This window comes from Pseudomonas fulva NBRC 16637 = DSM 17717, assembly GCF_000730565.1.
Lineage (GTDB): Bacteria > Pseudomonadota > Gammaproteobacteria > Pseudomonadales > Pseudomonadaceae > Aquipseudomonas > Aquipseudomonas fulva.
In genome coordinates, this window is record NZ_BBIQ01000002.1 from 348,535 (window position 1) to 361,765 (window position 13,231).

Sequence of the window (13,231 nt, forward strand, 5' to 3'; positions counted from 1 at the left end):
TGCGGCCCATCGCGGCCGGCCCGGCGCCCCGGCAAGTCCGCTTCCACACTGGAACTGAGTGGCCTTCGAGGGATGTGCAACGATTCAACATGCGGCATAGCTGGATGTTGCTACTGCTGCTTCCAATCAGAGAAGACTGAAGCAAACACCAGACGTCCTCAACCCGCCACCATGGCAAACCCCACGCCGAACCGGTTCCACGCATTGATCGTCGCGATAGCCAGCGTCAGATTCACCACCTCCGCTGGCTCGAAGTGTTCCAGCAGCGCCTCATATTCCCCCTGTGGGGCACCACAATCGGCCAGCCGTGTCAGGCTTTCGACCCACGCCAACGCCGCTCGCTCACGCTCCGTGAAGTAAGTCGTCTCTCGCCACACACACAACGTCTGCAGGCGGGCCTCGCGCTCCCCGGCTTTGCGCGCGTCGTTGGCGTGCAGGTTGACGCAGTACGCGCAGCCATTGATCTGCGATGCGCGCAAGCGCACCAGTTCAAGCAGATCATGCTCAAGGCCTGTGCGGGTCAACGCCTGCTCCAGGGCTGCCATAGCCTTGTAGGCGTCAGGGGCTTGTTTCGACCAGTCGATGCGGTGTTGCATGGCGCTCTCCAGAAACGCATTAGGGTGGCGCCACAATACCCTCGGCCGCCGATACGTCCGATAGCCAATCCGCTGATCTTCGGGGAGGCCAATCCCGCCATTCGCATCCCCACTGACAGGCATCCAATCTCTTCATTTCTGTCACTGCCGCCGACTCAGGATAATGACCCGTCCCATCCAAGGAGATTGAGCCATGCCCGACGTCCGTTTCATGCGCGAAGCCCTCGAACTGGCACGCGCCAACATCGCAGCCGGAGGACGGCCGTTCGGTGCCGTGCTGGTGTATGAGGGCCAAGTCGTTGCGCGCGGTGTCAATGAAATCCACCGCTCACAAGACCCGACTACCCATGCCGAGATGCAAGTCATCCGCCAGGCCAGCCAGGCGCTGGGGCGCGCTCGCCTGGATGGCGCAGAGGTGTATGCCAGCGGCCACCCATGCCCCATGTGCCTGGCGGCCATGCACCTGTGCGGTATCAGCCAGGCCTGGTTCGCGTATGACAACGAGGAAGGCCAGCCTTACGGGCTGTCCACCGCTGACGTGTACGCGCAGATGACCCGTGCGCCTCAGCAGCAGTCATTGCCGCTACGCGCCCTCAAGCCCGACGGCGAAAATGGGCTGTACGCTCAGTGGCAACAGGCCAATGCCCAATGACAGCAGTCTGGAGAGCGATGCTGGTCGTGCTGCTGGCGTTGAATCTGCGACCGATTCTGACCAGCATCGGCCCCTTGCTCGATCCAATGCGCATCAGTACCGGCCTGGGTTATCAGCAAGCGGCATTGCTGACGGCGCTGCCGGTGTTGTGCATGGGAGCGGTGCCATTATTGCACCCTTGGTCACGCCGATGGTTGAGCGAACAGGCCGGCATGCTCGGTGGTCTGGCGGCCATCGCGCTGGCGTGTCTCTGGCGGTTGCAACTCGAAAGTGCCTGGGCACTGCTTGCCAGCGCAGTGCTCGCCGGCCTGGGCGTGGCGGTGGTGCAGGGCATGATGCCGGGCCTGGTCAATCGCTGGTTTCCAGGGCGGCTTGCTGGCGCAATGGGCCTGTACTCGGCTGCTTTGATGAGCGGCGGCGGGCTGGCTGCTGTGCTGGGCCCGCACCTGGCCGAGTATGCCGGGCAATGGCAGGTGGGACTGGGGGTCTGGGCCGCGCCGGCGCTGGTTGCCATGCTGGCATGGCTCATCTTGCGGCCACGCAACGCACAAGCCCCTGTCTTCAAAACAGTCAGCGGACACTGGTTTGGCCACCGACGGGCCTGGTTACTGGCGGTGTATTTCGGCCTCATCAACGGAGGCTACACCAGCATGGTCGCTTGGTTTCCAGCGTTTTACCTGGAGCAGGGTGGCAGCGCACAGGGCGGCGCCGACCTGGTGGGGCTGATGACCCTGTTCCAAGTACTGGGCGCATTGGGCCTGCCGCTGCTGCTCAGGCGCTGGGTAGATCGGCGTCCAGGCCTTGCGCTGGCGCTGTCGATCCAACTGGTGGGGTTCATGGGGTTGCTGATGGCGCCCACCGCAGCACCCGGGCTTTGGGTAGCGTTGATCGGGTTCGGGCTGGGCGCCTGTTTCAGCCAAAGCCTGACCCTGACCCTCGAACATCTTCCTACGCCAGCCGAAGCCGGCGGCCTGGCGGGTTTCGTCCAGGGTATCGGCTTCATCATCACCGGCTGTGTGCCATACATTGTCGGGTGGCTGCGTGCGCTCGACGGTGATTTTCAAAGCGCTTGGATTGTGCTCATCGCCAGCGTGGTGACGATGCTGCTGGTGACGTTGGCCTTCAGCCCGCAAAGCTACGCGAAGGCCTTGGCTCGACCCGCCGCGGTCGATAGCGTCGCTGTCCTCAGCTGATTCGCCGCAGGGTATCGCGCAGCCGGTCGAGTGCCGGGTCGATGTCGAGCATTTCAATGGCACCAAAGCCCATCAACAGCCCTGGGCGCACTGGCGTTTCATTGAAAAACGGGGCAAGTGAGTAAATGCCCAGGTCGACCTTGCGGGCTTGTTCTACCAGGTCCTCCACATCGACCCCTGGTTGCGCCAAGGCGCTTAGATGAAAACCGGCCTCGGCGGGAATGACCCTGAGCCAAGGGGAAAGGTCGTCGTCCAGCCGCTGCAACAAGCGATCGCGGCGTGCGCTGTACACTTCATGGCAACGGCGGATGTGCCGGTTCAGATGCCCCTGTTCCACGAAACGGGCCAGGGCCCACTGCAGCAGGGTCGGGCTGTGCCAGTCGCTCAGTTGCTTGGCCACGCAACTGGCCTTGAGCACGGCCTCGGGCAAAACGGCATAACCCAGGCGCAGCTCCGCAAGCAAGGTCTTGGAAAACGTGCCGACGTAAGCCACAAGGCCATGGGAGTCAAGACGCTGCAGCGCGTCGGCCTTGGGCCCTTGATAGCGGAATTCACAGTCGTAGTCGTCCTCGATGATCAGTGCGCCCAATGCGGCTGCCCGGGCCAGTAGCGCTCGCCGGCGTGTTTCGCCCATCGGCATACCCAGTGGGAACTGGTGCGAAGGGGTGACATAGATCAGCTGCGTGCCCTCGGCTATCTGGTCAACGCACAACCCTTCGTCATCCACCGGCACCCCCTGCACCTGGGCGCCCAAGGCCAGGAACAACTGCCGTGCCGGCGGGTACCCCGGGTCTTCCATCGCGACCTTGCAGCCAGGCTCCACCAGCACCCTGGCGATCAAGTCCAGGGCCTGCTGTGCGCCGTTGCAGACGAGGATATCGTCAGCCGTGCAGTGCACGCCCCGGGCGTAGGCGATGTGGTGGGCGATGACCTCGCGCAGCTCCGCAAGGCCCTGGGCTGGGAAGTGCCGCTGGGGGTGATGCTGGCTCCGCCGCCCGGCGTAGTTCAGGCAACTGCGCCACAGGTCGAACGGAAATAGTGCCTTGCTCGCCACGCCGCCGATGAAGTCATAACGCACCGCCGATAGCGCTTGGCGTTGGCCTAGTACGGTGGCGCGGGATTGCCAGCGCCTGAGCGACGCATCGCCGGCAAGGGTCAAGGCGCGTGGCGGCGCGCTGCGCTTGGGTTCGAGCGTATTGATGAACGTCCCCCGGCCGACCACCGCGCTCAGCAGGTTGTCCTGGGTCAGGCGTGCATAGGCGTCCGCGACGGTCTTGCGCGACACGCCCAGTTGCTCGGCCAACAGGCGGCTGGGCGGCAACTGGCTGCCAGCGGCCAGGTGACCGCGCTCGATCCCCGCGCGCAATTGCGCGTAGAGCTGGGCAGCCAAGCCTTTGCGGCCCTCCAGGCGAATATGCAGTTCCATGGAGCATTCCAGAGCAAGAGAGCGCTCAGGATAGCGGATTGCGTACGGCAAAGGCGCTTGCTCCTGCAGTAGCAAGATCGCTTACGACCTGGCCATGCTCACCGTGATATAGCCTTTGCCCGAGAGGATGATGCGGATGCGTGTTTCGTCCGCAGGGGCGCTGCGGCAGCGCTTGATGAGCACGCCTTCCTGTGCGACGGCCTTCATGTGATGGGTGATGGCTCGGCCCCGGACGTCGAAGAACGCTTCACTGGCGAGCAGTTCGATTCGCTCGATCAGTTGTCTGGATTGCTCATCGGTGACACAGAAGAACATGACACCAGAAAGATGAGGGTCCTGGTCCGGGTTGGTCAGATCATGGGTAAGCAGTTCGCGCAGGTTGCTGCGCAGTTCGGCAAGAAGGTGCGGAGTGTCGAGCATGCGCAGCGTCCTGTGTGAGGGGCGACTGCGCCGATCATGTTTTCTGCCATGCCAAGCGACAAGTAGGACGGCTCCTAAGGTGGCCGGTGAAAAATCCCAATCACATGAATGGGCAACGCTCAAACGTGCAGTGATCGAGATGCTCACGGCAGCAGGGCCGCCTACTCCTTGTGCGTCCCGGCGTGGTCCTCTGCGTGCCTGACTGCCTCTTCGACGATCTCTACCCAGTGCCGAACCGCAGTGCGCCCTGCGCCATTCAAATGCACCTGACAGCCAATGTTGGCGGTGGCTATCTCGTCCGGTTGCCCGCGTTCCAGGGCCTCCAGCCGGTTATCGCGCAGCTGCCTGGACATCCCTGGCTGGGTCAGCGAGTAGGTGCCTGCCGAGCCACAACACAGGTGAGCATCGGTAACCGGCGTCAAGGTAAACCCGATTCGGATCAGTAGCGCTTCGACAGCCCCACCCAGTTTCAGGGCATGTTGCAGCGTGCATGGGCAATGAAACGCCAGGCGCCGCCCCGCGGGTACCGCCAGCTGCTCGATAGGCGCATCACCCAGGACTTCCACCAGGTCACGGCACAGGCTGCTGACCCGTGCCGCCTTGGCTGCGTAGGCCGGGTCAGCGGCCAAAAGGTGAGCATACTCGCGCACGAACGCGGCGCAGCCGCTCGCTGGAATCACGATCGCCTCGACGCCGGCCTCGACGGCCGGCCACCAGGCATCGATGCGCCGTCGTGCGCGCTGCAAGCCTTGCTCCTGGGCATTGAGGTGGAAATCGATGGCTCCACAGCACTCCCCGGCCGGTGCAGGGGTCACGCTGATGCCGACGCGGTCGAGCAGGCGCGCCGCCGCGGCGTTGGTCGCCGGTGACAATGCCGGTTGCACGCACCCCTCGAGCATCAGGACGCGTCGCCGGTGGCGTACGGCAGGGCGCGTCAGGTCAGCTGCCTTGCGCAGCGGAACCTTTTCCCGGGCCTGCGCCGGTAGCCACGGGCGCAGGGCTTGGCCAGCTCGGAGCAGGGCTCTGAAAACAGCGGGGCGCACCATCGTAAAGCGCAGGCCGTGACGCAACAGGCGCTGGCCCATTGGCCTTGGCACCTGCTGCTCCACGACGGCCCGGCCGATGTCCAGCAGGTCGTGATAACGCACACCCGACGGGCAAGTGCTTTCGCAGCTGCGGCACGACAGGCATCGGTCCAGGTGAGCCTGAGTGCTGGTAGTGGCGGGCTGGCCTTCGAGCACCTGCTTGATCAGGTAGATACGTCCACGCGGGCCATCGAGCTCATCGCCAAGCAGTTGGTAGGTGGGGCAGGTCGCTGTGCAGAAGCCGCAGTGTACGCACGCGCGCAAGATACGTTCTGCCTCGTCGGCGCGCTCGAGCGTGCGTGCGCTGTCACTCAAGTTGGTCTGCATAGGCTGCCCTCAAAGGTCCGGGTACAGACGGCCAGGGTTGAAAATGCGCTTGGGGTCCAGCTGGGCCTTGAGGCTACGGTGGTAGCGCATCAGCGGCTCCGACAACGGCGGATAGTGGGCCTGGCCTGGGGTAAGGCACAGCGCATGGCCGCGAGCCTGCTCGGCAATGCGGTGAATGGCGTGGGCTGGGGCATCCGTGCGCAGCCAACGCTGGGCGCCTGCCCAGTCCAGCCATTGGCGCCCTGGCAGGTCCAGTTCTCCTGTCGCGAGAGGTACCGACACACGCCACAAAGGTTCGCTGCCCTGGGTGAAGAATGCCAGGCGCTGCTCACGAAGTTGCGTCCAGAACTCGCCGTCCACGCACTCGCCGCCAAGGCGCTGGCGGGCCGACGCTACCGAACCCTCGCCACCTTCCAGGCGCACGAACAGCGCTTGGCCATCGTGGCAGGCGCCGCTCAGCGGCAGCGGTTGCGCGCCCCAGCGCGTGAGCTCGGCCAAGGCCTGGCTGCGGTCCATTCCAAGGCGCAGGCTTACGCAGTGCCGCGGCACGGGCAGGACCTTGAGCGATACCTCGGTCAACACGCCCAGACAGCCGAAACTGCCTGCCAGCAACCGTGAAAGGTCATACCCGGCTACGTTTTTCATTACCTGGCCGCCAAAGCGCAGCAAGCTGCCCTGGCCCGTGATTACTTGTGTGCCCAGCACGAAGTCGCGCACTGATCCTGCCCAGGGCCGCCGGGGCCCGGACAAGCCAGCCGCCACCATGCCGCCCAAGGTGGCACCCGGGCCCAGGTGCGGTGGCTCGCACGGTAGCATTTGTCCGTTATCCTGCAGCGCGGCCTCTATGTCGCGCAAAGGCGTACCGGCGCGAGCCGTCAGCACCAGCTCCGTGGGGTCATAACTGACGATGCCGCGATGGCCGCGTGTATCAAGTACTTGCCCGTGGACGGCATGGCCGATCACCGCCTTGCTGCCGCTGCCCTGTATGCACAAGGGCGTACCTGCATCCAGCGCTTGGCGTACCTGGTCAAGCAGCGCCTGGCTTGCATCCTGGTCCGCGTCCATCAAAACCGCTCCAGGGCAGGGAAGGGCAACTGCCCATGGTGCACGTGCAACGCACCGAATTCGGCGCAGCGGTGCAGCGTGGGAATGTTCTTGCCAGGGTTGAGCAAGCCCTGCGGGTCGAATGCAGCCTTGACCGCGTGAAACACGCGCAGCTCGTCATGAGTGAACTGGGCGCACATCTGGTTGATCTTCTCCCGGCCAACCCCATGCTCACCGGTGATGCTTCCCCCCACGGCCACGCACAGTTCAAGGATTTTTCCACCCAGGGACTCGGCCCGCTCCAGTTCGCCAGGCCGGTTGGCGTCGAACAGGATCAGCGGGTGCATATTACCGTCACCCGCATGGAACACGTTGGCCACCCGCAGCCCATGTTCGCGCGCCATTTCACTGATCCGCACCAGCACGTAAGGCAATTCACGCCGCGGAATCGTACCGTCCATACAGTAATAGTCCGGGGACAGGCGGCCTACGGCAGGGAAGGCATTCTTGCGTCCCGCCCAGAACCGTGCACGCTGTGCCTCGTTACACGCCAGCCGCACCTCGCAGGCGCCGGCCTGGGTGAACAGCGCGGCAACCCGTTCGCAGTCTTCCTGCACATCGGCCTCGACGCCGTCGAGTTCACACAAGAGGATGGCGGCTTCCTCCACTGGATACCCGGCATGGATGAAGTCCTCGGCAGCGCGAATCGCCAGGTTATCCATCATTTCCAGGCCCCCGGGGATGATGCCGGCGGCAATGATGTGGGCGACGGACCGTGCGGCGTCCTCGACCCGGTCAAAGCTGGCCAGCAGGACCCGTGCCACGGGTGGCTTGGGCAGCAGCCGTACGGTCACCTCGGTGACGATCCCCAGCATGCCTTCGGAGCCTGTGAACAGTGCCAGCAGGTCGAACCCAGGGCTGTCGAGCGCATCGCTACCCAGGGTCAACCGTTCACCTGCCACGGTAAGCACTTCCAGTTTCAGGATGTTGTGAACGGTCAGACCATACTTCAGGCAATGCACGCCGCCTGCGTTTTCAGCCACATTGCCGCCGATGGTGCAGGCAATTTGCGATGAGGGATCGGGGGCGTAGTACAGACCGTAAGGGGCGGCGGCCTGGGAAATGGACAGGTTGCGAACGCCCGGCTGGACGCGGGCGAAGCGGCCCTGGGGGCTGACTTCAAGAATACGATTGAGCCGCGCCATGACCAGCAACACGCCTTTGGCCAAGGGCATGGCACCGCCAGACAGCCCGGTTCCGGCGCCGCGAGCCACGACAGGTACGGTGAGCCGGTGGCAGATCTGCAGCACAACCTGTACCTGGTCCACGCGCTCGGGTAACACCACCAGCAACGGGACCGTGCGGTACGCCGCCAGACCGTCGCACTCATACGGCTTGAGGTCCTCATCGCGGCATAGCAATTGAAGATCGGGCAGTGCATCGCGCAGGGACTGGATCAAAAGCGCGCGGTCAACCGTTGGCAGCGCTCCGTCGACGCGTTCGTCATACAACATCGCCATCTCACTTGGATGCTTTGTTTTTATGGGGTCATGACGAGTGTAGCCCCAGTTCGGGCCCAGGGCTTGCAGGGCGGGCTACGACCGGCGTTGGCCACTACGAAAGCCAACGCCGGCGGCAGTCATTGTTGGGCGACCAGAGGGTCGTCCTGGGAGAGAATGGCGCGAGCGAGTTCTTCATCGTTGACTTGCAGGCCGGGGTGGTCCTTGCGTGCTTGCTGCAAGGCAGCTTCCACGTAGGCACCACGAATGGCACCACCGCTGGCGACGAATGCAGACAGCTCGTCACGGGCAGGAATGATGCGCTTGTCATCCTTGAACGTTGAGTACAGCGAAGCCGAGACACCGGCCGAGGTGGCAATGTCGCGGCCGTCGACGCGGGCCATGGCAGCGCCGGCAGGCAATAGAAGCAGCAGTGCGGGTACGAGGGCAAGTTGGCGCATGTCGTGTTCTCCAATAGGTGAAGCCCAGGGGATTACCACTATTGGTGAGAGGCTACGCAGGTGGGTGGAGTTCCATCACCGAAGCGTTAGCCGATGGTCTGCTCATACGGGACAGGATGGGGCTGGTCAACCGGCCTGGCAACCATCGACGCCAGGCCCGATTGACCGCACCGCCACCCGCGTGCTCTGCTCAGGGGCCCACCCTGACAGCCATCGAGGGCTGCACCATGTCTGAATACACGTTGCACTGCTTCGCCGAATCCGGGAATGCGTACAAGGCTGCGCTAATGCTCGAGCTGACCGGCCAGGACTGGCAGCCAGTGTTCGTAGATTTCTTCAACGGCCAGACCCGCGACCCGGTGTGGCGTGATGAGGTGAACGAGCAGGGTGAGGTGCCGGTGCTGATGCATGCGGGCACCTGCTTGACCCAGTCGGCGTTGATCCTCGAGTACTTGAGCGCACAGACAGGCCAGTTCGGCCCGGAGCATGAAGAAGATCGGCGTGAGATCTGGCGCTGGATGCTGTTCGACAACCACAAGTTCACCAGCTATTACGCGGCGCTGCGCTTTCTGTTGTGCCTGAAGAAGACGGGCGAAACCGAGGTGACGACGTTTCTGCGCGAGCGCGCCGCCGCAGCCTACCGCATCGTCGATGGGCACCTGGCCGGCACGCCATTCATGGTCGGCGCGCGGGCGACCATCGCCGACTTGTCGCTGGCCGGTTATGTGTTCATGCCCGAGGACACCGGTATGGACGTGCAGCAGTACACGCACATCGAAGCCTGGAAAGCCCGCCTGCAGGCGTTGCCAGGCTGGCAGCACCCCTACGATCTGATGCCCCGCGTCGCGCCCTGAACGGATGGCCGATTTCAGCCGTGGGCAGGTGGCTTGACCGCCGAGCTGCCGGCGTACTCGGGCTTGAGATGACCTTGATCGTCCAGCAGGTAAGCGTCCATGACCTCGCGGACTACCGGACCTGCGACCCGCCCACCGGCTTCGCCGTTTTCGATCATCACCGCCACGACCACGCTAGGGTGCTCGGCCGGAGCGAAACCGACGAACAAGGCGTTGTCACGGTGCCGTTCCAGGGTCTTGTTGCGGTTGTAGCGTTCCCCTTGCTTGATGGCCACGACCTGGGCCGTGCCGCTCTTGCCGGCAATGCGGTATTGCGCGCCGGCAGCGGCAGCACGCGCGATGCCGCGCGGGTCGTGCATGACCATTTGCATACCTTGGCTGACCTGGTCCCAGGCGCGTTTGTCGTGCAGGACGATATCGGGCATGGGGTTGGGGTCGACGGGCGCATCGCCACCGACGGTCATCGCCAGGTGCGGGCGGTGCCATACGCCCTTGCTGGCCAGCAGACTGGTGGCTTGGGCCAACTGCAACGGCGTGACCTGCATGTAGCCCTGGCCAATGCCCAGGATCAACGTTTCACCCGGGAACCAAGGCTGTCGGCGTGTCGCGCGCTTCCATTGGGCCGAAGGCATCAGCCCGGCTGCTTCTTCGAACATGTCCAGCGACACCTTCTGGCCGAGGCCGAACTCAGCCATGTAGTCGTGCAAGCGCTCGATACCCAGTTTGTGCGCCAGGTCGTAGAAGTAGGTGTCGTTGGAGCGCATGATCGCCGTGTACATGTCCACCCAGCCATCACCGCTACGGTTCCAGTTACGGTACTTGTGGTCGTAGTTGGGCAGCTCGTAGTAACCCGGGTCGAACACCCGGTTGCCCGGCGTGATCACGCCGCTGTCCAGCCCGGCAATGGCCACCTCGGGCTTGACCGTCGAACCTGGGGCATACAGCCCGCGCAGCACGCGGTTGAACAGGGGGCGGTCGATGGAGTCGCGCAGTTGGGCGTACTGCTTGAAACTGATGCCCTTGACGAACAGGTTGGGGTCAAAGCCCGGGTTACTGACCATCGCCAGCACATCGCCGTTGGCCGGGTCCAGCACCACCACCGAGCCACGGCGCTCGCCCAGGGCCTTTTCCGCCGCCAATTGCAGGTGGGCATCGAGGGTCAGCACGATATCCTGGCCTGGGGTAGGGGCCTTGTGATTGAGCACGCGCATCACCCGGCCCTGGGCATTGGTCTCGACTTCCTCATAGCCTACGTGGCCGTGCAACTGACTTTCGTAGAAGCGTTCGATGCCCGTCTTGCCGATCGACTGAGTACCCCGGTACTCGGTGCTGTCCAGGGTCTTGGCTTCTTTTTCGTTGATGCGCCCTACGTATCCGACCGAATGGGCAAAGTGCTCGCCCAGCGGGTATTCGCGGATGAATTGCGGCTCGACTTCAAGGCCCGGCAACCGGAACTGGTTGACGGCAATCAAGGCAATCTGCTCTTCGTTCAAGCCCACCATCAAGGTGACCGGTTCGAAGGGTTTGCGCCCGCGTCGCAGATCCTTGTCGAACTGCTTGCGGTCCTCCTCATCCAGTCCCAGGACCTGGGTCAGGGTGTCGAGCACCTTGGCGCTGTCTCCGCCGGTCCGTTCACGGGTCATGGTCAGGTCGAAGCTGGGCTTGTTGTCGGCCAGCACGGTGCCATTGCGGTCGTAGATCAAGCCTCGTTCGGGTGCGATCGGCAGTACATGGACGCGATTGTTCTCCGAGACGGCGCTTTGCTGGTCATGCTGGATGACTTGCAGCACATATAACCGACCAATCAGGATGGCGACCAGGCTGAAGACCAGCGCAGCGCAGGCCAGTAGCCGGCGGTTGACCAGGTGCTTTTCCTTTTCATGGTCCTTGAGGGGGATCGGTTGGGGCATGGGCTCTGTCTGTAGAAGGCTGGGCGCGCAGGCGTGGGTCCTGCCTGGTACCGGATGGGGCAGTGATGCTACGCAAGCTGCATGCCTGCCTCAAGGCGCGTAGCCGCATGGTGAGCAGACCCAGGCCCAGGCCGCCCGAGCCTGTGGGGCTCAGGCCTGCATGAAGATTTGTTCATCAGCCTTGCCGAGTACTGTCCCGCACCAGCAGGTTTGGCTTCAACGCGCTCTTTAGGCCCAGGCGGGTATACTCCGTGGCTTTTTTCATGACAGAAGGTGCTCATGCGTCAGGTCCTGCTCATCGTGGACGTCCAGTCCACATTCAGCCCGCCGGAATGGTTGATCGACGGGCTGCGACTGCTGTCGGCCAATATACCTACCATCGCCTCGGTCGAGTTGCACGATGAGCGGGTGACACCGTTCGAGCGGCAATTGGGCTGGCATCCGGCTGCCCAGGATGAAAGCCTGATCGAAGCCGATCAGGTGTTCATCAAGCATGGTTACGGGCCGGGTACCGAAATGATCGAGTACCTGCACCGTCTGGGGGTGCAGCGTGTGCTGGTGAGCGGTTTGCAGACCGACACCTGTGTGCTGGCAGCCGGTTTCGCGCTGTTCGACGCCGGGTTGATGCCGACGCTGGTGACTGACATGACGGTCGGCTCCTCGCTGGATCGCTCGGCGAAGATGGGCATCGCCTTGTGGGCGCATCATTTCCGCCAGGTCACCACGTCCGCCGAGGTGTTGGCTGAGTTGGCCCAGCCGGGCAATCCTTGAGGGACTGGCCCGGCTGGGTGCTACTGTCTCAGGCAACGTCAACCAGCACGATTTCGCTGTCTTCCAGGGCTGTGACCTGCAGCAGCGTTTCTTCGGCGATGGCCACGCCGTCTCGGGCATTGGCTTTCAGCCCATTGACCTCGATGCGGCCCTTGGCCGGGACCAGGTAGCCGCGACGCTTGGGGTCGAACCGGTATTCGGCGGTTTCTCCGGCGCGCAGCGTTGCGGCGACCAGGCGGGCATCGGTACGAATCGGCAGGCTGCCTTCATCGCCATCCCTGCCACTGGCCAGGGTCACGAAGCCTTCGCCGCGTTCACCCTTGGGGAACGGGCGTGTACCCCAGGACGGTGCTTCACCACTGCGCTCGGGCACGATCCAGATCTGGAAAATGCGCGCGTCGCTGTCCTCTTGGTTGTACTCGCTGTGCGCGATGCCCGTGCCGGCGCTCATCACCTGCACGTCGCCGGCCTCGGTTCGGCCCTTGTTGCCCAGGTTGTCTTCATGGGTGATGGCTCCTTCGCGGACGTAGGTGATGATTTCCATGTCCCGGTGAGGGTGGGGCGGGAAGCCGCTGCCAGCGGCGATGATGTCGTCGTTCCAGACGCGCAGGTTGCCCCAATGCATGCGTGCTGGGTCGTAGTACTCGGCGAATGAGAAGTGGTGGTGCGCATCGAGCCAGCCGTGGTTGGCGGCGCCGAGGGTGTTGAATGGTCGTAGTTGAAGCATGATCGGACTCCTTCAAGGGGTGGAATGGGACCATCATGCGCTAATGAAACATCTAAAATAAGCGTAAATATCGGCTTTTTTTAATCGAACAAATAGATACCTTTTTTGAGGTAACCCCCTATATTGCCGTTGCCGTTGCCGTTGCCGTTGCCGTTGCCGTTGCCGTTGCCGTTGCCGTTGCCGTTGCCGTTGCCGTTGCCGTTGCCGTTGCCGTTGCCGTTGCCGTTGCCGTTGCTTTGCTTTTGCTTCTAAGCGCGCGGTAGCCC

General features: G+C 63.4%; 13 protein-coding genes. 4 read left to right on the forward strand and 9 right to left on the reverse strand.

The features are described from left to right. Positions 1–158 precede the first annotated feature (158 nt). Entirely contained in the window at positions 159–596 is a 438-nt protein-coding gene (locus tag PFU01S_RS04225) for a carboxymuconolactone decarboxylase family protein (RefSeq protein ID WP_028686398.1), read from the reverse strand. Between the two features lie 193 nt (positions 597–789). Between PFU01S_RS04225 and PFU01S_RS04230 the strand changes: the two genes are divergently transcribed. Both PFU01S_RS04230 and PFU01S_RS04235 read left to right on the forward strand, forming a co-directional pair. Beyond that, complete coding sequence (locus PFU01S_RS04230) at positions 790–1,248, forward strand: nucleoside deaminase (protein WP_033695130.1); 459 nt, start codon at positions 790–792, stop codon at positions 1,246–1,248. Then, positions 1,245–2,441 (forward strand): CynX/NimT family MFS transporter, encoded by a 1,197-nt coding sequence (locus PFU01S_RS04235; protein WP_027915720.1) that lies wholly within the window; start codon positions 1,245–1,247, stop codon positions 2,439–2,441. Before PFU01S_RS04230 ends, PFU01S_RS04235 begins: the two co-directional genes overlap by 4 nt. On the opposite strand, the gene pdxR is transcribed toward PFU01S_RS04235, so the two are convergent. From pdxR to PFU01S_RS04265, 6 genes are all read right to left on the reverse strand, one after another. Then, positions 2,434–3,867 (reverse strand): MocR-like pyridoxine biosynthesis transcription factor PdxR, encoded by a 1,434-nt coding sequence (pdxR, locus tag PFU01S_RS04240; RefSeq protein ID WP_028686397.1) that lies wholly within the window; start codon positions 3,865–3,867, stop codon positions 2,434–2,436. The two genes, PFU01S_RS04235 and pdxR, sit on opposite strands and share 8 nt — an antisense overlap. 81 nt (positions 3,868–3,948) lie before the next feature. Continuing rightward, positions 3,949–4,287 carry a hypothetical protein gene (locus PFU01S_RS04245; protein ID WP_033695131.1) on the reverse strand — a complete coding sequence of 113 codons (339 nt, stop codon included), beginning with the start codon at positions 4,285–4,287 and terminating at the stop codon, positions 3,949–3,951. A gap of 161 nt (positions 4,288–4,448) precedes the next feature. Further along, positions 4,449–5,699 (reverse strand): glycolate oxidase subunit GlcF, encoded by a 1,251-nt coding sequence (glcF, locus tag PFU01S_RS04250; RefSeq protein WP_028686396.1) that lies wholly within the window; start codon positions 5,697–5,699, stop codon positions 4,449–4,451. Between the two features lie 9 nt (positions 5,700–5,708). Beyond that, complete coding sequence (gene glcE, locus PFU01S_RS04255) at positions 5,709–6,764, reverse strand: glycolate oxidase subunit GlcE (protein ID WP_028686395.1); 1,056 nt, start codon at positions 6,762–6,764, stop codon at positions 5,709–5,711. After that, complete coding sequence (gene glcD / locus PFU01S_RS04260; protein WP_028686394.1) at positions 6,764–8,263, reverse strand: glycolate oxidase subunit GlcD; 1,500 nt, start codon at positions 8,261–8,263, stop codon at positions 6,764–6,766. The genes glcE and glcD overlap by 1 nt, the downstream gene beginning before the upstream one ends. A 119-nt stretch (positions 8,264–8,382) precedes the next feature. After that, positions 8,383–8,703 carry a DUF2388 domain-containing protein gene (locus PFU01S_RS04265; RefSeq protein ID WP_027915726.1) on the reverse strand — a complete coding sequence of 107 codons (321 nt, stop codon included), beginning with the start codon at positions 8,701–8,703 and terminating at the stop codon, positions 8,383–8,385. A 227-nt stretch (positions 8,704–8,930) separates the two neighbouring features. On the opposite strand from PFU01S_RS04265, the gene PFU01S_RS04270 reads away from it, so the two are divergent. Continuing rightward, positions 8,931–9,557 (forward strand): glutathione S-transferase family protein, encoded by a 627-nt coding sequence (locus PFU01S_RS04270; RefSeq protein WP_027915727.1) that lies wholly within the window; start codon positions 8,931–8,933, stop codon positions 9,555–9,557. Positions 9,558–9,571: 14 nt separating this feature from the next. Here the strand turns inward: PFU01S_RS04270 and mrdA are convergent, their stop codons facing one another. Further along, positions 9,572–11,467 (reverse strand): penicillin-binding protein 2, encoded by a 1,896-nt coding sequence (gene mrdA / locus PFU01S_RS04275; protein WP_027915728.1) that lies wholly within the window; start codon positions 11,465–11,467, stop codon positions 9,572–9,574. A 279-nt stretch (positions 11,468–11,746) separates the two neighbouring features. Here mrdA and PFU01S_RS04280 point away from each other — a divergent pair, with 279 nt between their 5' ends. Continuing rightward, the gene (locus PFU01S_RS04280; protein WP_027915729.1) at positions 11,747–12,238 is read left to right on the forward strand and encodes a cysteine hydrolase family protein; all 492 of its coding nucleotides are present in this window, start codon (positions 11,747–11,749) and stop codon (positions 12,236–12,238) included. Positions 12,239–12,266: 28 nt separating this feature from the next. Here PFU01S_RS04280 and PFU01S_RS04285 read toward each other — a convergent pair whose 3' ends face one another. Continuing rightward, positions 12,267–12,965 (reverse strand): pirin family protein, encoded by a 699-nt coding sequence (locus tag PFU01S_RS04285; protein ID WP_027915730.1) that lies wholly within the window; start codon positions 12,963–12,965, stop codon positions 12,267–12,269. Positions 12,966–13,231: the final 266 nt, after the last annotated feature.